The sequence below is a fragment of the Roseateles hydrophilus genome (assembly GCF_026712245.1).
In the GTDB taxonomy this organism is placed as follows: Bacteria; Pseudomonadota; Gammaproteobacteria; order Burkholderiales; family Burkholderiaceae_C; genus Pelomonas; species Pelomonas hydrophilus.
Genome location: NZ_JAPPUY010000001.1, coordinates 75,272 through 96,157 on the forward strand (window position 1 = coordinate 75,272; position 20,886 = coordinate 96,157).

The 20,886-nt window shown below is 70.6% G+C and carries 16 protein-coding genes; 4 read left to right on the forward strand and 12 right to left on the reverse strand.

Translation table 11 applies throughout. The features are described from left to right. Nucleotides 1-57: 57 nt before the first annotated feature. Genes NYO99_RS00375 through NYO99_RS00385 form a run of 3 tightly spaced genes read left to right on the forward strand, consistent with a single transcriptional unit; the run spans nucleotide 58 to nucleotide 2,758 of the window. Complete coding sequence (locus NYO99_RS00375; RefSeq protein WP_268165110.1) at nucleotides 58-732, forward strand: response regulator; 675 nt, start codon at nucleotides 58-60, stop codon at nucleotides 730-732. Next, on the forward strand, nucleotides 729-2,066 hold the full coding sequence (locus NYO99_RS00380; protein WP_268165111.1) for a sensor histidine kinase: 1,338 nt from the start codon (nucleotides 729-731) through the stop codon (nucleotides 2,064-2,066). Before NYO99_RS00375 ends, NYO99_RS00380 begins: the two co-directional genes overlap by 4 nt. A 35-nt stretch (nucleotides 2,067-2,101) precedes the next feature. Next, on the forward strand, nucleotides 2,102-2,758 hold the full coding sequence (locus NYO99_RS00385) for a DUF2306 domain-containing protein (RefSeq protein ID WP_268165112.1): 657 nt from the start codon (nucleotides 2,102-2,104) through the stop codon (nucleotides 2,756-2,758). Here NYO99_RS00385 and NYO99_RS00390 read toward each other — a convergent pair. Continuing rightward, nucleotides 2,755-4,581, reverse strand: coding sequence for a hypothetical protein (locus tag NYO99_RS00390; protein ID WP_268165113.1), 1,827 nt, complete (start codon nucleotides 4,579-4,581; stop codon nucleotides 2,755-2,757). The two genes, NYO99_RS00385 and NYO99_RS00390, sit on opposite strands and share 4 nt — an antisense overlap. Nucleotides 4,582-4,777: 196 nt before the next feature. On the opposite strand from NYO99_RS00390, the gene NYO99_RS00395 reads away from it, so the two are divergent. Then, complete coding sequence (locus tag NYO99_RS00395) at nucleotides 4,778-5,353, forward strand: excalibur calcium-binding domain-containing protein (RefSeq protein WP_268165114.1); 576 nt, start codon at nucleotides 4,778-4,780, stop codon at nucleotides 5,351-5,353. Nucleotides 5,354-5,362: 9 nt separating this feature from the next. Here the strand turns inward: NYO99_RS00395 and NYO99_RS00400 are convergent, their stop codons facing one another. The 11 genes from NYO99_RS00400 to rhaI are packed head-to-tail and all read right to left on the reverse strand — an operon-like array spanning nucleotide 5,363 to nucleotide 20,878. Continuing rightward, nucleotides 5,363-6,133, reverse strand: a complete 771-nt coding sequence (locus NYO99_RS00400; RefSeq protein WP_268165115.1) for an alpha/beta hydrolase — start codon at nucleotides 6,131-6,133, stop codon at nucleotides 5,363-5,365. Beyond that, nucleotides 6,130-7,170: a glycoside hydrolase family 43 protein gene (locus tag NYO99_RS00405; RefSeq protein WP_268165116.1), complete on the reverse strand. Its 1,041-nt coding sequence runs from the start codon at nucleotides 7,168-7,170 to the stop codon at nucleotides 6,130-6,132. Before NYO99_RS00405 ends, NYO99_RS00400 begins: the two co-directional genes overlap by 4 nt. Nucleotides 7,171-7,175: 5 nt before the next feature. Continuing rightward, entirely contained in the window at nucleotides 7,176-9,548 is a 2,373-nt protein-coding gene (locus tag NYO99_RS00410; protein ID WP_268165117.1) for a glycoside hydrolase family 95 protein, read from the reverse strand. Nucleotides 9,549-9,584: 36 nt separating this feature from the next. Further along, on the reverse strand, nucleotides 9,585-11,003 hold the full coding sequence (locus tag NYO99_RS00415) for a glycoside hydrolase family 28 protein (RefSeq protein ID WP_268165118.1): 1,419 nt from the start codon (nucleotides 11,001-11,003) through the stop codon (nucleotides 9,585-9,587). Continuing rightward, a complete protein-coding gene (locus tag NYO99_RS00420) occupies nucleotides 11,000-13,723 on the reverse strand; it encodes an exo-rhamnogalacturonan lyase family protein (RefSeq protein ID WP_268165120.1) in 2,724 nt (907 codons plus the stop codon). The genes NYO99_RS00415 and NYO99_RS00420 overlap by 4 nt, the downstream gene beginning before the upstream one ends. A 19-nt stretch (nucleotides 13,724-13,742) precedes the next feature. Beyond that, nucleotides 13,743-15,587 (reverse strand): glycoside hydrolase family 2 protein, encoded by a 1,845-nt coding sequence (locus NYO99_RS00425; protein ID WP_268165121.1) that lies wholly within the window; start codon nucleotides 15,585-15,587, stop codon nucleotides 13,743-13,745. Beyond that, a complete protein-coding gene (locus NYO99_RS00430) occupies nucleotides 15,584-17,125 on the reverse strand; it encodes an alpha-N-arabinofuranosidase (protein WP_268165122.1) in 1,542 nt (513 codons plus the stop codon). Before NYO99_RS00430 ends, NYO99_RS00425 begins: the two co-directional genes overlap by 4 nt. Nucleotides 17,126-17,133: 8 nt before the next feature. Further along, nucleotides 17,134-17,889 carry a DUF6250 domain-containing protein gene (locus NYO99_RS00435; RefSeq protein ID WP_268165123.1) on the reverse strand — a complete coding sequence of 252 codons (756 nt, stop codon included), beginning with the start codon at nucleotides 17,887-17,889 and terminating at the stop codon, nucleotides 17,134-17,136. Continuing rightward, entirely contained in the window at nucleotides 17,853-18,176 is a 324-nt protein-coding gene (locus NYO99_RS00440) for an L-rhamnose mutarotase (protein WP_268165124.1), read from the reverse strand. Before NYO99_RS00440 ends, NYO99_RS00435 begins: the two co-directional genes overlap by 37 nt. A gap of 21 nt (nucleotides 18,177-18,197) precedes the next feature. Next, on the reverse strand, nucleotides 18,198-19,580 hold the full coding sequence (locus NYO99_RS00445) for a glycoside hydrolase family 28 protein (RefSeq protein WP_268165125.1): 1,383 nt from the start codon (nucleotides 19,578-19,580) through the stop codon (nucleotides 18,198-18,200). Continuing rightward, nucleotides 19,580-20,878: an L-rhamnose catabolism isomerase gene (rhaI, locus tag NYO99_RS00450; protein WP_268165126.1), complete on the reverse strand. Its 1,299-nt coding sequence runs from the start codon at nucleotides 20,876-20,878 to the stop codon at nucleotides 19,580-19,582. The genes NYO99_RS00445 and rhaI overlap by 1 nt, the downstream gene beginning before the upstream one ends. Nucleotides 20,879-20,886 lie beyond the last annotated feature (8 nt).

The window sequence follows — 20,886 nt, forward strand, 5'->3', positions numbered from 1 at the left end:
GACGGCGGGCCGGGCATCCTCACGAAGCCTTAAGTCAGCCCGATTAAGCTGCCGCGCATGCGCGCACTGCTGGTGGAAGACGACGAGATGATCGGCAACAGCCTGACCCAGGCGCTGGCACGGGCCGGCTGGTCGGTGGACTGGGTGCGTGACGGCGAACCGGCCCGTGCCGCGCTCACTGATGGCGGCTACGCCTGCGTGCTGCTGGACCTGGGGCTGCCGCGGCTGGACGGCCTGGCCCTGCTGCGCCTGCTGCGCGGGCGCGGCGAGTTGACGCCGGTGCTGGTGCTGACCGCGCGCGACGGTGTGGAGGACCGCATCGCCGGCTTGGACCTCGGTGCCGACGACTACCTCGTGAAGCCCTTCGAACTGGGCGAGCTGCTGGCCCGCATGCGCGCGCTGCTGCGCCGCGCCAGCGGTGCCGCGCAATCCCTGCTGGGCGTGGGCGCCGCGCTGCAGCTGGACCTCAACACCCGTGAGGCCCTGCGCGGCGGCCAGCGCGAGGCGCTGACGGCGCGGGAGTTCGCGCTGCTGCGAGCCTTGCTGGAGCGGCCTGGCGCCATCCTGTCGCGCGAGCAGCTGGAGCAGCGCATCTACGGCTGGGGCGAGGAGGTGGGCAGCAACATGATCGACGTGCTCATCCACGGCATGCGCCGCAAGCTCGGGGCCGACGCCATCCGCAACGTGCGCGGCCTGGGCTGGCGCGTCGCGCTGGCCGACGCCGCTGCATGACGCGCCGCCGCCTGCGCCCGGGCTGGCCGCGCTCGCTGCAGGGGCAGCTGGTGCTGTGGCTGCTGCCGCTGCAGCTGCTGATGACCGGCGGGCTGGCCTGGCTGTTCGCCGACAGTTACGCCGTCACGGTGTTCGAGTTCATGGACGGGCAGATGCAGGCATTGGCCCGCTCCCACGCGGCGCGCAGCTGCGCCAGCCTGGACCTGCCGGTGTCGCCGCAGCCGGAGCAGGAGGTGCATGAGGGCGGGCAGTTCGTCGTGCAGATCTGGTGCGCGCAAGACCCGGCACGCCATGTCAGCGACCTGCCATCGCTGGCCTTGCCCTTGCACCCCGGCGCCGGCTGGCACGAGGTGCAGGCGAGCGGCTCGCCCTGGCATGTGTACACGGCGGCGGCGAGTGGCAGCGAGGTGCGCGTGCAGGTGGCCCAGAGCCTGGTGTTCCGTCAGCGCGAGGTGGGCGCGCGCACATTCCTGGCCAGCCTGGTGGGCTTGCTGTTGCTGCCCATCTCGGTGATGGTGACCGTGCGCGTGGTGGGCCGTACCTCGCGCCGGCTGGAGCAGTCGGCCCAGCAGCTGGCGCGGCGCGATGAACACAGCGGCGCGGTGGCCGAGCTGCAGGTGCCCTGCGAGATCGAGCCGTTGGTGCAGGCCTTCGAGGGCGTGCTGGCGCGGCTGCGCGGCGCGCTGGCCTCGCAGCGGCGCTTCGTGCAGGACGCGGCCCACGAGCTGCGCACGCCGCTGACGGCACTCAGCCTGCAGCTGGAGAACCTGCGCCCCCATCTGCAGTCGGCCGGCAGTGAGTTCGAGCAGCTGCAGCAGGGCATGCGCCGCGCCAGCCACCTGCTGGACCAGATGCTCAGCCTGTCACGGCAAGACCTGGCGCCCAGCCTGCCGCTGCAGCCGCTGGACCTGCGCGAGCTGCTGCGCGCCAGCATCGCATTGGGCCTGGCCGAGGCCGACCGGCGCGGCGTGGAGATGGGCTTTGTCGATGCCGCCGACGGCGCCGTGGTGCTGCCCGCCGTGGAGGGCGACCTGCGCAGCCTGTTCGACAACCTCATCAGCAATGCGCTGCGCCACACGCCACCGGGCGGCGAGGTGGAGCTGAGGCTGACGCCGCAGTGGGTGGACATCATCGACAGCGGCCCGGGCCTGCCCGAGGCCATGCGCGAGCGCGTGTTCGACCGCTTCTTCCGCATGCCCGACGCACCGCCCGGCGGCAGTGGCCTGGGCCTGGCGATTGCGCGGCAGGCGGGCTTGCGGCACGGGCTGCGCATCGAGCTGCGCGCCCGGGACGACGGGCAGACCGGGCTGCTCGCCCGGGTGCATCTGCCCTAAGTCCAGATTCATTCATGCCGCCTAGATTGAGCGGCATGAAGACCTCCTCACCTGCTCATCCCATCCGCCTGGCCGCCTACGAGCTGCTGCTGGTGTTGTCCGTGCTCACCGGCGTGATGGCGCTGCGCTATGCGCTGCCGGGCCAGCCCTTCGCGCCGCCGCTGCCCAATCTGACGCTGCAGCGCGAGTTGCTGGTGCTGCATGCGGTGGCCGGTGGCCTGGCGCTGATGCTGGGGCCGTGGCAGTTCTCGACACGCTTGCGCCAGCGCCGCCCGCAGCTGCACCGTGCGCTGGGCTGGGCCTATGCGGCCTGCCTGCTGCTGGGCGGGCTGGCGGCGCTGCCGCTGGCCGCGCAGTCCGACGGCGGCCCCATCGCGCAGTGGGGCTTCGGGCTGCTGGGTGGGCTGTGGCTGGCGAGCACGGCCGTCGCGCTGATCCACATCCGCGCCCGTCGCATCGCCCAGCACCGCCGCTGGATGCTGCGCAGCTTCGCGCTGACGGCTGGCGGCATCACGCTGCGGCTGCAGATCGTGGCGGGCAACTTGGCTGGCCTGCCCATCGAGGCCTACTACACGGCCCTGGCCTGGACGTCGTGGCTGCCGCAGGCGCTGTGGCTGGAGTGGTGGTTGCACCGTCCCGCGCCTGGCGCGCGCACGGGCGATGCCTGGGCCGAGACCCGCATCGACGCCTAGTGGCAGGTCTCGTCCACGCCGATCAGTGCGTGGTCGTCGAAGCGCCAGACGCCTGCCACCTTCCTGAACAGATAGCTGTGCGCCTGCGGGTTTTTGCGGAACAGGTCGTGGTGGATGGCGGTGAACGACAGCCGGTCGTCGCCGCAGACCTGCCAGCCGCCAACGCGTGCAACGCCCAGCCGTTGGCTCTGCCTGCTCATTGGCAACTGGCGCAGCACGCTGCGGCCGTGCTCGGTCAGCACCTCGCGGCTGACGCTGTTCGGCAGATCCACGTAGCTGCCGGCCACCAGCAACCGCATGATGGGCGTGATGGCCTCGGCTATCACGCGGGCCTCATGGGCCGTCGTGATGGACGAGGTGTCCAGCGCCTGCTTGGCCTTGCGGAAAGGCTCCTGCGCCACGAAGGACAGGTCGGGCCGCGGCTCGGCCGCCGTGGCGCCGGGCAGGTGGGCCACCAGGCCGTTCAGATAGCGCTCCAGCGCCGTGTAGCCGGTGGCGGGGTCCACGCGCGCGGCGTCTGACGCGTTGCGCGGGTTCAGGCCTTGCTGCGTTTCCCACGCATCCGGCATGCCGTCGCCGTCGCTGTCCAGCGGTGCGGGCCGGCTCTGCAGCACCGGCCAGCCGCCCACCTCGGTCTGGCTGTTGATGAGCGTGCCGCGGCGCTGGCGCACGTCTTCGATGATGCGCAGGTCCACCGCGTCGCGCACCAGCGAGGCGCCCACGCCGTCCAGTACCCGCGCCAGCGTCCGGTTGGGCGCCTCGACCGTGACCGGCGCCAGGCGGAAGGGGCCCGGCTGCTGGTAGCCCAGCGGCAGGCCGGCGGGCAGGTGGCCCTTGTGGGCGCGCACCAGCGCCCACGGGTCGGCTGGCAACTGGCCGTCCATGCTGTTCCACGCGAAGAAGGCGCTGGCGCCGGGGTTGCTCTCCTCGAACGCGAACGCGCCCTTGGAGCTGGGCCCGCGCAGGTAGACGTTGCCGACGAAGTTGTAGCTGGCGCGCTCGCCATGGCGGTCCAGGTTGTAGCCCGAGCGCTCGGTGCCCCAGTTGTAGAACACGTTGGCGCGCAGGTCGTAGAAGCCGCCCAGCTTGTCCTTGTCCGGCGTGAGGTAGTTGCCTGGGCGAGGCATGCGGTCCTGATGGTGGGCCCAGAGGTTGTGGTGCAGGGACAGCCGCGTGCCGTGTGCGCCGCGCAGCAGGCTGCCGAAACCGTGGCAAGCGCCCTTCTTGGCGGTGTTGCAGTTCAGCGATTCGCCAATCAGGCTCCACTGCACGGTGACGTGCTGGTAGGCCGGCCGGCCCAGGTCCGGCCGCGCGACCGAGACCGACAGCGACTCGTCGCTGGACCAACTGGTGGACACATGATCCAGGATGATGCGCTGGCCCGAGCCGACGCTGATCGCGTCGTCGTCCGCGTTGGCCTCGTCTCCCAGCCGTGAGCGGATGAAGCGCACGACGACATCGTCCGCGTCGATCATCAGCGGATGGTCGCGCAGCGTGATGCCGTCGCCCGGCGCGGTCTGGCCGGCGATGGTGATGCGGCTTTCGGTGATGCGCAGCGGCTTCCTCAGCGCGATGGTGCCGGACACGGCGAACACGACGGTGCGCGGGCCGCTGGCCTCGACGGCGGCGCGCAGCGAGCCCGGGCCGTCGTCGGCCAGCGTCGTCACGTAGATCGCCCGGCCGCCGCGGCCGCCGACGGAGATCGCGCCTTCGCCCTCGGCACCGGGGAAGGCGGGTGGCGTGAGCTGTGGCGATGAGGGTGTCGCGCAGGCGGCGAGCAGACAAGCCATGGCCAGCGAGATGAGCGGAGCGTGTTTGCGCATGTGGGTGTCTATCGAGGTGCGGGCAGCCGCTGGTCCAGTGGGGCACGGTGCGCGCCATCCTTGCGGTGCGTGCCGCCGTTTGCTTGCGCGATCTTGGCGAGCTGCAGGCCGAGACCTCATCAATCCGGCGACGTGGCCTGGGGCGGTCAGGATGCTGCTGCGGGCATAGTTCGTCTGGACAGGGGGACTCAAGACAATGCCTTTGATTGGAAAGTTACGGACCTGGCACGACGACAAGGGGTTCGGCTTCATCGCACCCAGCCATGGCGGTGCAGAAATCTTTGTCCACATTGGTGACTTGCCGCGTGATGGCAGTCGGCCGGTGGTCGGTGAAACGCTGCGCTACGAGCTGGGGCGCGGCGAGGATGGGCGCCCGCGCGCCGTCCGTGTGGTTCGGCTGGCGGTCGGCACGCCGCCCGCGCGGCGCCCGGTGGCCCGGCCACGGGGTGGTTCCAGCGGGTTGTTGTCCACGCTTCTGTCTGGCGCGCTGGTCTTGGCAGTGCTGGCCGGCGGGGCTACCTGGGTCTATCGCTCGTTCGAGGCGCAGAACCACCGCCGTCATCTGGAAGACCAACCCGCCAGCGTGGCGCCCCAACCGGCGGCCGCTGCGGATGCGGGCTTTCGTTGCGATGGGCGCACCCATTGCTCGCAGATGAATTCCTGCGCCGAGGCAACGTGGTTCATCAACCACTGCCCCGGAACGCAGATGGACGGCAATCACGACGGCGTACCTTGCGAGCAGCAGTTGTGCACGGGTTCGCTCGGCCGCTGAGGTCGTTGCTCAGACTGCCAGCAGGCGCTGCAGCCACCGCGCCACCAGCCCCGGCCACTGATCCTGCGTGCCGTCCAGCCCGCGCAGCGCGAAGCCGTGTTCGGCTTGCGGGAAGACGTGCGCCTCCACATCCAGCTGGTGCTGCTGCGCCGCGACGATGAGGTTGAGCGCATGCTGCACCGGCACGACGGGGTCGTGCAGCGCATAGGCCAGGAACACGGGGCACTTGGGCAGGCCGTGGGGCTCGGTGGCGATGCCGATGGGCCAGGCGTCGTAGAAGGCCTGCTTCTCGGGCGGCGGGAAGTCGGGCTTGCCTGGCGGGAACTTGTGGCTGCGGTGGTTGGCGTTCAGCGGCGCGTAGGCGATGACGGCGCCGGCACTGTCACGCTGGCAGGCCATCACGCCGGCCAGGTGGCCGCCGGAGGACAGGCCCACGTGCAGCAGCGGCAGCGGCGGCAGCGTGGCCAGCACGTCCAGCGCGCGCAGGCCGTCCTGCAGCGCGATGTCGAAGGGGTGGCCGTCGTGGCCGGGCAGGCGGTGCACCAGCACGTAGGCGTCCAGCCCCAGCGTGTTCAGCCACTGCGCGACCTCCACGCCCTCCTTGTCGTGCATCAGCTGCAGGTAGCCGCCACCGGCGTAGACGAGGGCGCGGCCGCGGGCGGGTGTGGGTGACGGGTAGGCGTGTAGCTCGGCGCGCGTGGGGCGGCGGCAGATGCGGTCCGGCGCGCTGCCGTCGAAGGTGTTGGGGGCGCCGTCGGTCAGGGCGATCACGGCGCTCATCGCTGCGTCTCCTTCAGCGGCTGGCCGAAGTCGGGCATGCCGTCGGCCGTGAACGCGAGCGGCTGCACGCGGGTGGCGCGGCCGGTGTCCTTCAGCGGGTCACCCTTGACGTCGCGGTAGTTGCGGGCGTGGAAGACATTGAGCACCGTGCCGTCGGGCTCGACGAGGAAGCTGTTGTGGCCGGGGCCGTACTGGCTGTTCTCTGCGCTGCTGCTGAACACCGGGCCGGGCGACTTGCGCCAGCTCTTCGGGTCCAGCAGGTCGGCGTTCTCGTCGGCCCACAGCAGGCCCAGGCAGTACTCGGCGCCGGTGCCGGCGGCCGAGTAGGTCATGAACACGCGGCCGCCGCGGACCAGCACGGCCGGCGCCTCGTTGACCTGGTGGCGCACCTTCTCCCATGCGTACTCGGGCTGGGTCAGGCGCACCTGTGGCCCTTCCAGCTCGGTGGGGCTCTTCATGCGCGAGAGGTAGATGTCGGTGCTGTGGTTCTTCTTGGCCGGATCCGTCTGGGCCCAGGCCATGTAGCGCTGGCCGCGGTGCTCGAAGACGGTGGCGTCCAGCGTGAACGTGTCCCACGCGGTCTTGACCTGGCCGCGCTCCACCCACTCGCCTTGCATCGGGTCGGGGGACGTGTTCTCCAGCGTCCACAGGCGGATCTTCCAGGGCTCCTTCGCTTCACCGGCGCTGAAATGGATGAACCAGCGGCCGTCCAGCAAGGCCAGCTCAGGCGCCCAGATGTGGCGGCTCATGGGGCCGCTGTCGTGCTTGCGCCAGATGACCTTGGCGTCGGCCGTGGCGAGGCCGGCAATGCTGCGGGCACGGCGCAGTTCCAGCAGGTCGTAGGCGGGCACGGTGGCCATCAGGTAGTACCAGCCGTCGTGGCGCAGGATCTGAGGGTCGGCGCGCTGGGTGACCAGCGGATTGGGCCAGGGCAGGGCGGCCGGGGCGGGTGCGGCGGGCGCCTGCGCGAGCGCGGGCAGGGCAGGCGTGAGCAGGGCAGCGGCCAGCAGGTGGCGTCGGTTCAATGCGTGGGTCATGGGTCTCAGAGGCGTTGCAGCCGGCCGTCGCGGCGTTCGAAGCGGGCGGTCTGGCCGGCCGCGAGTTTCAGGGGCAATTGGCCGCCGCGCCAGCGCAGTTCTGTACTGCCGCCAATCTTGCTGGCGATGCTCAGCGTCTGCAGCTCGCCGCCCCGCCAGCTGAACGCCAGCTCGAAGCCGCCGCGCGCGCACAGCCCGCGCACGCGGCCGTCGGGCCAGGCCTTGGGGCAGGCGGGCAGCAGCGTGATGCGCCCGCGGTGCGACTGCAGCAGCAGCTCGGCAATGCCGGCCGCACCGCCGAAGTTGCCGTCGATCTGGAAGGGCGGGTGCGCGTCGAACAGGTTGGGGTAGCTGCGCTTGGGGTGCAGCAGGCGGTTCAGCGTCGCGTAGGCCTGCTCGCCGTCCTGCAGGCGCGCCCACAGGTTGATGCGCCAGCCTATGCCCCAGCCGGTGGTGTCGTCACCGCGGCGCACCATCACGTTGCGGGCGGCGGCGGCCAGTGCCGGCGTGTCCTCGGGCGTGATCTGTGCCGACGGGTACAGCGCATACAGGTGCGACACATGGCGGTGCTGCAGCTCCGGGGCCTGCAGGTCCCAGTCCTCCAGCCATTCCTGCAGCTGGCCGGCCTGGCCGATGCGGTCGGGCGGCAGGCGGTCGCGCATGGCCAGGCAGTCGCGAGCGAACGGCCGGTCGGTGCGCAGCTCGCGCGCGGCCTCGGCGGCGTAGGCGAACAGGTCGCGCAGCAGCTGGCTGTCCATGGCCGGGCCGGCGCAGACGGAGGAGCCGTGCGGGTGGCTGTTTTCGGGCGAGACGCTGGGGTTGGTGACCATGAAGCCGCTCTTCGGGTCCTTCACCAGCGTGGCGAGCTGGAACTCGGCGGCGCCCTTCAGCAGCGGGTACAGGCGCCGCAGCAGCGCCGGGTCACGCCGGAACAGCCAGCTCTCCCACAGCGTATTCACCAGCCACACGCCACCCATGGGCCACAGGCCCCACTGGGCGCCGTCGGTCGGTGCGGCCACGCGCCAGCCGTCGGTGTTGTGGAAGGCCACCCAGCCCGGGGCGCCGAACATCTTCTGCGCCACGCCCGCGCCGGTGATGGCCAGGTCCTCCACCATCGCGAACAGCGGCTCCACGGTCTCGCCGAGGTTGCACAGCTCGGCGGGCCAGTAGTTCATCTCCGTGTTGATGTTGATGGTCCACTTGGACCCCCAAGACGGGTTGGTCTTTTCGTTCCACAGCCCCTGCAGGTTGGCCGGGAAGCGCGAGCCCGGGCGTGAGCTGGCCAGCAGCAGGTAGCGGCCGTACTGCAGGTACAGCGCGGCCAGGCCGGGGTCGCGCCCCTCGGCGAAGCGGGCGATGCGCTCGTCGGTGGGCAGGGCGCCGTTGGGGCCGGTGCCGAGGTCGATGGCCACGCGCTGGAACAGCGCCTGGTGATCCTCGCGGTGGGCCTGCCGCAGTGCCTCGGGCCCGCGTGCCAGGGCGGCAGCCAGCGTCTGCGCGTTCAGCGCGGCCGGGTCGGCGGAGATGTCATCGAAGCGCTTGTAGCCGGTGGCGCCAGCGATGAGGATGAACACCTCGTCGGCCCCTTGCACGGCCAGGCCGCCGTTGCGGGCCGAGACCTTGCCGCCGCGTGCGATGAGCTGCAGCCGGCACTCGAAGGGCAGCCGGCCTTCGATGCCGCCCACCGTGGGGCTGGTGCCGGCCACCCACAGCGTGTGCTGGCCTTCACCGCCACTGGACTTCTGGTGCGGCGCGGTTAGCGTGATGTCGGCGGTGATCCATTTGGGCTTGTCGGCGGACAGGCGCACGACGATGAGCTGGTCGGCTGCCGATGCGTAGACCTCGCGTGTCAACGTCGCGCTGCCGGCACGAAAGCGCGTGGTGGCGACGGCCTCGTCCAGGTCCAGGCTGCGTTCGTAGTCGCGCACGCCGTCCAGGCCGGGGAAGACCAGCAGCAGCTCGGCCAGCGGCTGGTAGCTCATCTGGCGGTTGGGCGTGCCCAGCAGCGTCTCGTTGGCCAGCTTCTCGGCCTCGGCGTAGCGGCCGGCAAACACCAGCTCGCGCACCTTGGGCAGGCCTTCGCGCGCCTTCGGGTTGGTCGTGTCGTAGGGCCCGCCGGAGAAGAAGCTGTTCTCGTTGAGCTGCAGCCGCTCCATGTGCGTGCCGCCGAACACCATGGCGCCCAGTCGTCCATTGCCTACCGGCAGCGCCTGCACCCATTCATCGGCGGGGCGGCGGTACCAGAGGCGGTGTTCGCTGCCGGCGGCCTGCGCTTGGGTCGGAGCGGCCAGCAAGGGCATGAGGGGCACGCCCAGGCGCAGCAGTGCGGCCTGGGACGCCTGCTGTTGCAGCCAGCTGCGGCGCGTGGTGTCGGTCACGGGGTGTCTCCTGTGGTGTTGTTGTGGTGCCGAGTGTCAATCTGCGATGTCGACCTGCTGGGCGTGGCGGTGGTCGTGGGCGCCGCCCAGCAGCCGCTGCACGCGCACGCGCCGGATGCGGACACCCCGCACCGGCAGCGACGCCTCCCCGCGCAGCCGGCTCACGTGCTGGGCCTCGGCCACCTCGACGTCGGACACGAACACCCCCTCGATGGGCGTGAGGCGCTTCTCCAGCGTCGGCATCAGCGTGCGCCACTGGTAGAGCACGTCCATGTCCACGTCCAGCACGCTGCCCACCAGCCGGTGCGCCTTCACGCGGCGCAGGTGGATGTTGCGCACGTGTCCGCCGCGGCGCTCGTTGGTCTTCACGAACAGCAGGTTGAACAGCTGCACCTTGTGCGTGCTGGCGCGGTTGTCGACCTCGCAGTCCTCCACCAGCACCTCCGACACGCCACCCGCCAGCTCGCTGCCGATGGCCATCAGCTGGTGGCCGTTGAGCACCTTGCAGCGCCGCACTACGATGTGCCGCGACGGTGTGGCCAGCCGCCAGCCGTCGCGCTCGCGGCCGGACTTGACGGAGATGGCGTCGTCGCCTTGGTCGAACGTGCAGTCCTCGATGAGCACGCGCTGGCTCATCTCGGGGTCGATGCCGTCGTTGTTGTGGCCGTGGGCGCGGATGCTGATGCCGCGGATCAACACGTCCTCGCAGAGGAAGGGATGCACCGTCCAGAACGGACTGTTGACGATGCGCACGCCCTCCAGCCGCACGCGCTGGCAGCGGTTGAAGTGCAGGAAGGGCGGGCGCAGCCGCGCGCCGGGCATGAAGGCCTCGTCCGTCATGCGCCGCTCGGTGGCGGGCACGCCGTCGACGGACATGCGGTACAGCGCCACCAGCGCATCCATGTGCGATTTGGGCCGCGTGAACCACTGCGTCCACACGTCCATGCCGGCTTCCAGCGTGCCGGCGCCGCTGACGGCGATGTCCTCGGCGCCGAAGGCGTAGACCAGGGGCGAATGGATCATGCACTCCAGCCCTTCCCAGCTGGCCTGCACCGCGGGCAGGTAGTCGGCCGGGTCGGAAGAGAAGTGCAGCGTGGCGCCCGCCTTCAGGTGCAGCTCGACACGGCTTTTGAGGTGCACCGGCCCGGTGGGCCAGCGGCCGGGCGGCACGATGACGGTGCCGCCACCGGCGCCATGCGCGGCGGCAATGGCCGCAGCCAGCGCGGCCGACGTGGCGGCCTGGCTGTCGACGCGGGCGCCGAAGTCGGTGATCGTGAAGCGCGGCCGACCGGTGAAGACCGGCAGCGTCAGCGCCGGCATGTCGAAGGGCGTGGGCCCGACCGGCAGGCGCTCGGTGGCCAGCGGCCGGGCCGCCGGCACGGCGCAGCCCGTCAGCGTGCTGCTGGCGGCCGCTGCGGTGCCGGCGGCCAGCAGCGTGCGGCGGCTCAGCCTCACGGCAGCAGGCCGGCGGCGCGGGCGGCTTCGTCCAGCGAGTCGCCGATGAGCGCCAGGTTCTGGATGGCGGCCAGGCCCCATTGCGACGAGTCGTTGGTGCTGATGCTGGCCTGCTCTTGCAGCGGCCGCAGCACGGCCGGGCCGCTGATGCGCCGCACGGTGCCGCCGCCCTTGAGCGCGCGCGAAGCGAAGAACTCGCGCCAGGCGCGCAGCGCCAGCGCACGGTCGCGCTCGTGGAAGGCGGCGTAGGCGGTCATGCGCGAGCCGGTGTCGGCGAGGTTGCGGCCGCCGGGGTCGCGGCCCAGCAGCGCGGCGATCTCGGCCTTGGGGGCGTTGTAGTAGCGGCAGTACTCCAGCCAGGCGTGGCGGTAGGCCGGCACGTCCACCAGCGTCAGCAGCTCCGAGTTCATCTCGATGAGCCCGAACACGGCGTTCAGGTGCGAGATCTGCACCACGTCGCCCGGGCCGGCGAAGCGGCCGGTCTTGGCGTCATAGGGCGCGCCGCCGGCAAACCAGCGGCGCTGCATGCCGCCGATGCTCTGCATGCCGGCGACGATCTTGTCGCGCCAGCGCGTGTTGCCGGTGCGCTCCCACTCGGCCAGCCAGGCCGCGATCCACGAGCCCCAGCTGGTGCCGAAACCCACGCCGGGCAGGTCGGTCTGCGGCGGGGCGGCGCTGCGGGCGAGCTTGCGCGAGATGTCGACCTTGGCGATGTCGGCGTCGGAGTCCAGCAGCTCGCGCATCAGGTCGCCGACGCGCTCGTCGGCGGTGAGGAAGTAGTAGATGCGCCGGTAGGCCGCGTTGGAGACGCGCGGCTGCTTGGACGAGTCGGACCAGTGCTGCACGCCGTGCCGCGTGCCGAAACCCTTGAAGCGGCCGAGGTGATACACGTCCACCTCGCCGGTGTGGCGCGTCATGGCCTCGGCCAGCCGGAACACGTCGGCGCGGCCGTTGCGCAGGTAGCTCATCCACAGCCACAGGTCGGGCGACAGCTCGGAGTTGGCCCAGGCGTAGCCGCCGATGTCGTAGCGCCACATGTGGCGGTCGGCGTCGTAGCTGTGCATCACGTCGCCGTAGTGCCAGAAGCCGTACCAGCGGTGCTGCTCCACCTCGCGCAGGTACTGGTCCAGCTGCAGCGTGAGCCGGTCTTCCAGCAGCTTGCGGCCGGGCGTGCTGGCGTCCACCGGGTCCCAGTCGCCGAACACGCCGGCCGCGTGCAGGCGCTGCGGCGTCAGCACCGGGCGCGCCGGGCGGGCCACCTGCTCCGCCATGTCGGACAGCACCTGGTGCGACGGCGTGCCGCCCAGCACCCACAGCTGCAGCTCGGAGCTGCGGGCGATGCCGACCGACGAGTCCCAGCCGGCCTCGTAGTCCTCGTAGGTGATGTTGAGGCCTTCGATCTCCTTCTCGTGCGTGTCCATGCCGCCCACAGCGCGGTAGGAGCGCATGTCCATCGCCGGGGCGGAGGGCGAGTACAGCCAGGCCGTCACCGTGGCCAGCGGCGTGGCCGCGCCGCGCACGTCCAGCCGCACGGGCGCGCGTTGCCAGAAGTCCTTCAGCCCCAGCGCCACGCCGCCCGCGGCGCCGCCGGCGTACACGAGGCCCTGGCTGCGGGTGCCGCCGTTGGCGTCGATCCAGGCGTGGCCGGGCTGGGTGCGCTTGGTGATGGTGAAGCCGTCGGCGTTCGCCTGCGACAGCGAGAAATCACTCCATTCCGGAATCCACTTCAGCCCGTTGAAGACCGGGCGGGCCATGCCGTCCAGCGGCGGCAGCGCGCGGCCGGCGACCTGGGCGTCCTTGAAGGCCTGGCCGGGGTCGCGGCGCAGGCCGGTGACGGGGCGCACGGCCTCGCCCCACACGCCCACGCCCTCGCCCGAGAAGCGCACGTGGCGGTCGAAGGTGGCGTCCGACATGGGCACCTGCGCCGTCACGCCAAGGCCGGCGATGAAGTCACGGGCCGGGTCGCCGTCCCAGATGAAGCTGTGCACCAGTCGCACGCTCTCGGTGCCGGCGTAGAAGTACAGCCGCACCGAGAACGGCAGCCAGTCGCGGCTCTGGCCGTCGCCCGTCGCGCGGTGGGTGCCGTCGAGCTTGAGCACGGCGCGCACGGGGCCTTGCTGCTCGACGGTCACGGTGTGGACCTGGCTGCTGAAGGCCTGGCGGGCCGTCTTGCCGGCCAGCTCGGGCTCGGCGCCGTCCTGGCGCAGCGCGACGAGCTGCAGGTTCTGCATCGTCACGCGGCCGGCGCGCGTGGCCTGCTCGATGAGCACGGTGCCGCGCGTGGGCACCGTCCATTGCAAGTCACCGACGCTGATGACGATCTGCGTGGCGGACTGCGTCAGGCTCAGGCCGCCCGGCGCCGGCTTGCCGGTGCCCAGCGTCAGCGGGCCTGGCGGCGTGCCGCCGGCCAGCGCATGCGCCGTCCACTTCAGCGAGCCGTCGGGCCAGAAGGCCAGCGGCCAGGACTGCACCGGGTGGTTGCCCAGCTTGAAGTCGGGCTTGCCGCGCAGCTGGCCGCGCGGCCAGGGCACGCCGAAGGTGGCCCCTTCGAAGCGCGCAGGGGCGGCGCCGTCCAGCCAGCGCAGCGTCGTGTCGCTGACCGGTGTGGTGGTGGTCGGCACGTTGGCCGTGGCGGCCTGGCCCGGCTGGGGCAGGGTGCTGGCGAGCGAGGCGGCGGCGGTGGCTTGCAGGAAGCCGCGACGGGAAGGGAATGCGGGCATGTATGTCTCCGGCGCCGGCTCAGCGAGCCTGGCGTTGGTAGTGGTCGGCCATCACGTCGAAGGCCTGCTTGCGCTGGCCGGTCTCGGAGATCAGGCCCTTGCGGTTCCAGCCGTTCTGGAAGATGGGGTGCTCGCGGCGCGGGGACCGGAAGTCCTTCAGCACCCAGGGCGACAGGCCGCGCAGGTTGGGGATGCGGCTGAGCATCTGCAGCGTGGCGCGGTAGTAGGCGGCCTGGAACTCCTCGCTCCACTTCCTGGGTTGTTCGCCCAGGTCGTGATGGCCGGCCAGCGCGTCGGCGCCGAACTCGGAGATGACGAGCGGCTTGTCGGTTGGCAGCGCCCAGCGGATCTTGGCCAGGTCGGCCAGCGTGTCGTTGCCGTACCAGCCCGCATAGGTGTTGACGGCCATCACATCCAGGTGCGGCAGCAGCGGGTCGGCGATCTTCACCGTGTCGCCCTCGCGCTCCACCAGCAGCGCGGCGCTGATGAGGCGGCTGGGGTCCAGCGCGCGCACGGTGGCGGCGAGCGCGGCGTGGAAGCGCGTGCGGTTGTCAGCCACCGGCGTCTCGTTGCCCACGCTCCACAACGCGAGCGCGGCGCGGTTGCGGTCGCGGTAGAGGGTCTCGGCCTGCATGCGGCGGGCCTTCAGCAGCACGGCGGGGTTGTCCCAGTCCACGGTCCAGTAGACGGGGATCTCGCTCCAGACGATCAGGCCCAGCTCGTCGGCCACGCGCAGCATGGTTTCGTTGTGCGGGTAGTGGGACAGGCGCACGTAGTTGCCGTTCAGGCCGGTCTTCACCTCGGTCAGCAGCGCACGCGCGGCCGATTCGGTCAGGCGGCGGGCCGGATTGGCGCCCAGCTCTTCCTCGTGGATGGACACGCCGCGCAGCGTGATGGGCTTGCCGTTGAGCAGGATGTCAGCACCCTTGACGGCCAGTGTGCGAAAGCCCATGCGCTCGTTCACGGCGTCGGCACCGGCCGCGAAGCGCACCGCGTACAGCTGTGGCGACTCCGGCGACCAGCGCTTCAGCGTTGCCGGCGCGGGCAGGTCAAAGCGCGCCTCGCCGTCGGCGCCGGTGGTCGCCTGCGCCTTCAGGCCCAGTGCAGCGATCTGCAGGCTCACGGCCTGGCCGGCGGCCTGCGCGCCGTTGAGCTGCACGCTGCCCACCAGCCGGCCGGCGTCGGTGAGGCGCAGCGTCGCGTCGTCAATGAAGGTGGCGGGCACGCGGATCAGCGTCACGGGGCGTGTGATGCCGCCGTAGAGATCCCAGTCGGTGATCTCGCCGGGGATGCTCTGCGCGTCGTGCTTGGCGTCCACGCCGACCACGAGGCGGTTGCCGCTGGCGCGCAGCGCGTCGGTGACCTCCAGCACGAAGGGCGTGAAGCCGCCCTCGTGCCGGCCGACTTCCTTGCCGTTCAGGTAGACGTGGGCGCGGTAGTTGACGCCCTCGAAGCGCAGGAAGCTGCGCTCACCGGCCAGCGGCGGCTTCACGTCAAAGCGCCGCTGGAACCAGATCAGCCCGTCGTACCAGCGCAGCTCGGGCTCGGCGGCGTTCCAGGCACCGGGGATCTGCATGCCGGGCGCGCGGTCCAGGTCGAACTCGAAGAAGCCGGTGCCGGGCTTGGCCTCCTCGGCCGCGATGTCCACGTCACGGTGGCGCTGCATGCGGCTCTTGGCGACCCAGCCGTTGATGTCGGTGAGGCCGGTGCGGTAGTAGTCCTTGGAGTAGGTCCAGCGGCCGGAGAGGTCCTGCACGTCGGCGCGCTGGCCGGTCAGGAGCAGCGGCGGGCGCAGCGTGTCTGCCGCCAGCACCGGCGCGGCCACCAGCGCGACCAGCGCCACCAGGGCGAGCAGGCGCTTCATGGCTGCACGTCCAGCACCAGCACGGACTTGGCCGGCACCGTGAGCGCGAGTAGGCCGTTCTTCGCCTCGGCCTTGAAGGCTTGCGGCTTCACGCGGTCCGGCGTGTCGAACCAGTTCTGGGCGTCCATCGCAGCGGCGGTCAGCAACTGGCCGCTCACGGCGCGCACGGGCTTGCCGCCCACGGCGAGCTGCAGCGGCAGCGGCTGATGGGGGTGGGTGTTGGTCAGGCTCAGGACCAGCTTGCCGTCGGCCGCCTTGGCGGCGCTGGCGCTCAGGGCCGGGATGCTGTACTGGCCCAGTGTGTACCCGGGCACGCCGCTCAGTTGCACCGGCAGCGAGGTGGCGTCCATGAAGGGCAGGTGCATCGCGAACGCGTGGTAGGTCGGCGTCAGCACCATGCGTTCCTTGTCCGTGACGATCATGGCCTGCAGCACGTTGACCATCTGGGCCATGTTGGCCATCTTCACGCGCTCGGCATGGCGGTGGAACACATGGAAGTGCAGCGCCGCCAGCACCGCGTCGCGCAGCGTGTTGCGCTGGACGAGGAAGCCGGGGTCGGTGCCGGGCTCGGGGTCGTACCAGCTGCCCCACTCGTCGAAGTAGATGGCGAACTTCTTGGCCGGATCGTTGCGGTCCAGGATCTCGCGGTGCTTGGCGAGGTAGTTGTCGATGGTCTGGGGCACGGCCAGCGTGGAGATCCACTCGGCCTCGGGGAAGCCCACAGCCGCGCCCTTCTTCTTCCAGTCACGCGTGGGCAGCGAGTACTGATGGTGGGTGATGGCGCTCATCTGTTTGATCTCGGCGCTGAGCGTCTCGGTCCAGTGCAGCTCCAGCTCCTGGCCGCCGCTGGCGACGAGCTTGGGGCGGTTGCCGCGTGGCGCCTTGGCGAAGGTGGCCCAGTGCTTGTAGAGGTCGGCGTAGTAGCTGGGCTTCATGTTGCCGCCACAGCCCCAGCTCTCGTTGCCGATGCCCCAGTACTGCACGCGCCAGGGCTTGTCGCGGCCGTTCGCGCGGCGCTCGCGGGCCAGCGCGGTGTCGCCCTCGGCCGTCAGGTATTCCAGCCACTGCGCCATCTCCTGCACGGTGCCTGAGCCCAGGTTGGCGTTGATGTAGACCTCGGTGCCGAGCTGGTCGGCCAGGTCCATGAACTCGTGCGTGCCCACCGTGTTGGGCTCGATGACGCCACCCCAGCTGGTGTTCACGCGTGGCGGACGCTGGGCTTGGGGGCCGATGCCGTCGCGCCAGTGGTACTCGTCGGCGAAGCAGCCGCCGGGCCAGCGCAGCACCGGCACCTTGACGGCCTTCAGCGCGCCCACGACATCGCTGCGCCAGCCGCGCACGTTGGGGATCTTGCTGTCCGTGCCTACCCACAGGCCGCCATAAATGCCGCTGCCAAGGTGCTCGGCGAACTGACCGTAGATCTGCCGCGCGATGACGGGGCCAGGTTGATCGGCCTGGATGTCCAGCTTCACCGGCTCCACCGCCTGCGCAGCGATCGTGGTCAGGGAACTGAGCGCGAGGCTGAGGGCGGGGAGCATGTGTTTCATCATTGGCAGCGAAGGATTTGGAAATCTCTGATCTGCAAACGGCTGGCTGTTGTCCTCAGCGCGAAGTGGCCGTGCAGGCGTGGATTGGCGTCGGCGCGTGTAAAGAGTTCGTTGCTGTCGGCCCGCCAGCGCAGGTGAACGGGGTCGCTGGCCGTGGGTTGACGCGAAACAATCTCGATGCTGATTGGTTGGCCCGTTCGCAAGCGGGTCGCGCGCGTCATCGGCTGTTCGCCGGGCTCGACGCCTGCACCGTCGGCGAAGCCCGCCAGCAGCCGGCGCTCGCTGCCGGTGTAGTGGCGCAGCCGCGTGGTGGTGTTGGCGTTCGCGCCGAAGCCCACGTAGTAGGTGGGCAGCGTGTCGTAGCCAGCGAACTTGCCGGTGCGTGGATAGGGCTCGCTGCCGTCGGCTTCGAGCGCATTCCAGAACATGTTCAGGTCGGAGATGCGGCCTGCGTGCGGCCCGGCGCTGGCCGGTGCGGGCAGGGCTACGGCCGTGAAGCTCACGGCGTAGTCGCCAGACAGCGGCTCGCGCCACCACAAGCTCAAGCCTGCAGGTGTGGCGATGTCCAGCACACCGCCTGCGGCAGTGACGACGGCGCGCGTGTCTTCGGCCTCCAGCCGCCAGCGGGTGAGGCCGGCGTGGAAGTCGTCAGCGGCGACTTGCTCCAGCTTCTTGGGTGCCTCGCACCACGCCGCTGCAGCCAGCGGCGCGACGAGGATCAGCCCGCAAAGTGGAAGACAGACGGCAGGTCCCATTGGCGCGGCTTGTTGTCGGGTTCGACCTCCATCAGCGGGGCCATGTAGTCCCACCAGCGGCGCATGACGGGTTGCAAAGGCAGCTCGGCGATGGGGTAGCCAGGCTTGAGCTTGAGCACGGCGAACAGGCTCAGCGTGCTCTCGTCCAGGAAGATGGAGTAGTCGTGAATGCCGGCGCCGCGCAGCGCTTCGGCCAGGTCGGGCCACAGCTCGTCATGGCGCTTCTTGTACTCGGCGACCACGCCGGGCTTGAGCTGCATCTTGAAGGCGCGAATCTCGTCGCTCATGGGGGTTTGTCTCCTGTTTGCTCAGAGCACGTCCTGCTCGGCCATGCTCAGGGTGGACACGTCACGGCGCTGTAGCGCGGCGTCGGCCAGGGTGGTGTGGGGCGGCAGGCCGGCGAGCTCACAGCGGGTGCCGACGCGGATGGGGCTGGCCAGCTGCAGCCGGCAATCGCTGCCGAACTGCCAGCCGCGCACGTCCTGCACATGGCCGCCGCGGCGGGCCTGGATGTCGAGCGCGTTGAACTCGAAGTCGCGCAGCGGCACTTCGTCGGTGGCGTCCACCTCGAAGGCCACGTCCGCGCCCTGCGCGCTGAGTCGGGTGAGTCGCACGCCCTCGACACGGGTGCGGCCTTGTTCGGCCGAAACCGGTGCGGCCAGCGTGTGCCAGTGGGGCGGGGCGTGTGCTGCCTCGGCCTCGGGCAGCGTGGCGCGGCTGTAGGCGGGGTTCCAGTTCATCGTGGCGCGCAGGGCCACGGGCACGTTCAGCAGTTGCAGGTCGGTGATGCGCAGGTCCTGCACGAAGCCGCCGCGTGTGGGCGCGGACTTGAACAGCAGGCCGACAGGCACCGGGCCGTGCACGGTGATGCGCTCGGCGGTGATGCGGCGGATGCCGCCCGAGGTCTCGCTGCCGAAGGTCAGGCCGGCGGCGCCCTCGCGGACGACGCAGTCGCTGATGTGGATGTCCTCGCAGACGCGCGCGACACGCAGGCCGTCGGCATCGCGGCCAGCCTTCAGGCACAGCGCGTCGTCGTTGACGGCGATGTCGGCATGGCGGATGGTCACGCGGCGCGAGGAGTCGATGTCGATGCCGTCGGTGGACGGGCCGTGCGCGTCCTCGTTGTTACGGATGGTGACGCCGTCGACAGTGATGTCTTCCGAGTAGCAGAGGTGCAGCGTCCAGAAGCCCGAGCGGCGCAGCAGCAGCCCGCCGCCGATGTGAATGCGCGCGGACTCGAAGACCTGGATCAGCCGTGGGCGCTGGCAGTCGTAGTCCGAGGCCCAGCGCAGGCCGCGCGGCTCGTAGGTGGCGCGCAGCGCCCAGTAGCTGTCCCAAAAGACCTGGCCATCACCATCGATGCAGCCCTCGCCGGTCAGGGTGACGTCCTGCTCGCCATAGACGTTGACCAGTGCGGCCGGCCAGCGCATTTCGATGCCGGCCACGCGGGTGGGCAGCAGCGGGTAATCAGCCAGGTCGCGAGAGCCGAGCAGCGTGGCGCCATGCGCCAGGTGCAGCGTCATGCCGCTCTTCAGGAACAGCGCGCCTGTCAGGTAGACGCCGGGGCCTAGACGCAACTCCGCGCCCTGCAGAGCCGCCGCATCGATAGCGGCCTGCAGGGCGCGGGTGTTGAGGGTGCACCCGTCGCCGCGTGCACCGTAGGCCTGCGCTTGCACGCAAGCCCGCGTCATCAGACGATGCCGGAGCCGCTGGCGCCAGCCTTGGGCGGACGCTTGACGGCGACCTGCTCGCGATAGCCGGCAGCGCGGTAGGCCGCCACCGGGTCGATCGCGCCGCCCGAGCGCAGGCGGGCCATCGCGAGGATGGGGCTCACGTCGGTGCGGAAGGCCTTCTTCAGTGTCTGCGCTGCTTGCAGCACGTCGTTGGATTCCTGGAAGCCGGCAAGGGCAACGCGGTCCACCATCGACGCCTGCACGAAGGCGCGCTGCACTTCGACGGCGCTGCTCATCAGGCTCTCGATCGGATCGGTCACGTTGTGCGACTGGTCCAGCATGTACGACGGGTTGAAGCCGGCGCCGTCACGGGCTTGCGAGTCCGCCAGCTCGTTGAAGATCAGGAACAGCTGGAACGGGTCGATGGAACCCGAGTCCAGGTCGTCGTCGCCGTACTTGCTGTCGTTGAAGTGGAAGCCACCGAGCTTGCCGAACTGCGCCAGGCGCGCCACGATCATCTCGATGTTGGTGTTGGGCGCGTGGTGGCCCAGGTCCACCAGGCACTTCGCCTTGGGGCCCAAGGTCTGCGCGACGGCAAAGCTGGTGCCCCAGTCGGCGATGACGGAGCAGTAGAACGCCGGCTCGAACAGCTTGTGCTCGATGTACATCTGCCAGTCGTCCGGCAGGGCGGCGTAGATGCCGCGGGCAGAGTCGATGTAGCGCTCCAGCGCACCGCGCAGGTTGCTCTGGCCGGGGAAGTTGGCGCCGTCGCCCACCCACACCGTCAGGCCCTTGGAGCCCAGCGTCTTGCCCAGCTCGATGCAGTCGATGTTGTGCTGCACGGCCAGCTCGCGCGAGGCCTTGTTGGTGCTGGTCAGGCTACCGAACTTGTAGGTGGCGGGCTGGCCGGCCTGGTCCTGGAAGGTGTTGCTGTTGACAGCGTCAAAGCCCAGGCCGAGCTCGTCGGCCTGCTGGCGCAGGGCCTTGGGGTCAGCGGGCTTGTCCCACGGGAAGTGCAGCGACACGGCCGGTGTGGCGCGGGTCAGCTGGTGGATGACGGCGCAGTCTTCCAGCTTCTCGGTCACGTCACGCGGCTCGCCCTTGCCGGGGAAGCGCGCAAAGCGCGTGCCGCCGGTGCCTGCGCCCCAGCTGGGCACGGCCACGCCGAAGGTCTGGGCCTTGGCGGTGAGGGCCTCGATGTCCACGCCGCGGCGCGACAGCATGCCGCCCAGCGCGTCGTAGTCGGCCTGCAGCTCGGCCTTGAGCTTGGCGTTGTGCTGTTCGACCTGGGCCGCGTCGATGATGTGCTTGGTCATGTTCGTCT

Bases quoted from the DNA above. Each gene is read 5' to 3' on its own strand.
- NYO99_RS00380 (WP_268165111.1), top strand. From the start codon at position 729: ATGACGCGCCGCCGCCTGCGCCCGGGCTGGCCGCGCTCGCTGCAGGGG.
- NYO99_RS00420 (WP_268165120.1), bottom strand. From the start codon at position 13,723: ATGCCCGCATTCCCTTCCCGTCGCGGCTTCCTGCAAGCCACCGCCGCC.
- NYO99_RS00430 (WP_268165122.1), bottom strand. From the start codon at position 17,125: ATGCTCCCCGCCCTCAGCCTCGCGCTCAGTTCCCTGACCACGATCGCT.
- NYO99_RS00425 (WP_268165121.1), bottom strand. From the start codon at position 15,587: ATGAAGCGCCTGCTCGCCCTGGTGGCGCTGGTCGCGCTGGTGGCCGCG.
- NYO99_RS00435 (WP_268165123.1), bottom strand. From the start codon at position 17,889: ATGGGACCTGCCGTCTGTCTTCCACTTTGCGGGCTGATCCTCGTCGCG.
- rhaI (WP_268165126.1), bottom strand. From the start codon at position 20,878: ATGACCAAGCACATCATCGACGCGGCCCAGGTCGAACAGCACAACGCC.
- NYO99_RS00390 (WP_268165113.1), bottom strand. From the start codon at position 4,581: ATGCGCAAACACGCTCCGCTCATCTCGCTGGCCATGGCTTGTCTGCTC.
- NYO99_RS00395 (WP_268165114.1), top strand. From the start codon at position 4,778: ATGCCTTTGATTGGAAAGTTACGGACCTGGCACGACGACAAGGGGTTC.
- NYO99_RS00445 (WP_268165125.1), bottom strand. From the start codon at position 19,580: ATGACGCGGGCTTGCGTGCAAGCGCAGGCCTACGGTGCACGCGGCGAC.
- NYO99_RS00400 (WP_268165115.1), bottom strand. From the start codon at position 6,133: ATGAGCGCCGTGATCGCCCTGACCGACGGCGCCCCCAACACCTTCGAC.
- NYO99_RS00440 (WP_268165124.1), bottom strand. From the start codon at position 18,176: ATGAGCGACGAGATTCGCGCCTTCAAGATGCAGCTCAAGCCCGGCGTG.
- NYO99_RS00385 (WP_268165112.1), top strand. From the start codon at position 2,102: ATGAAGACCTCCTCACCTGCTCATCCCATCCGCCTGGCCGCCTACGAG.
- NYO99_RS00375 (WP_268165110.1), top strand. From the start codon at position 58: ATGCGCGCACTGCTGGTGGAAGACGACGAGATGATCGGCAACAGCCTG.
- NYO99_RS00405 (WP_268165116.1), bottom strand. From the start codon at position 7,170: ATGACCCACGCATTGAACCGACGCCACCTGCTGGCCGCTGCCCTGCTC.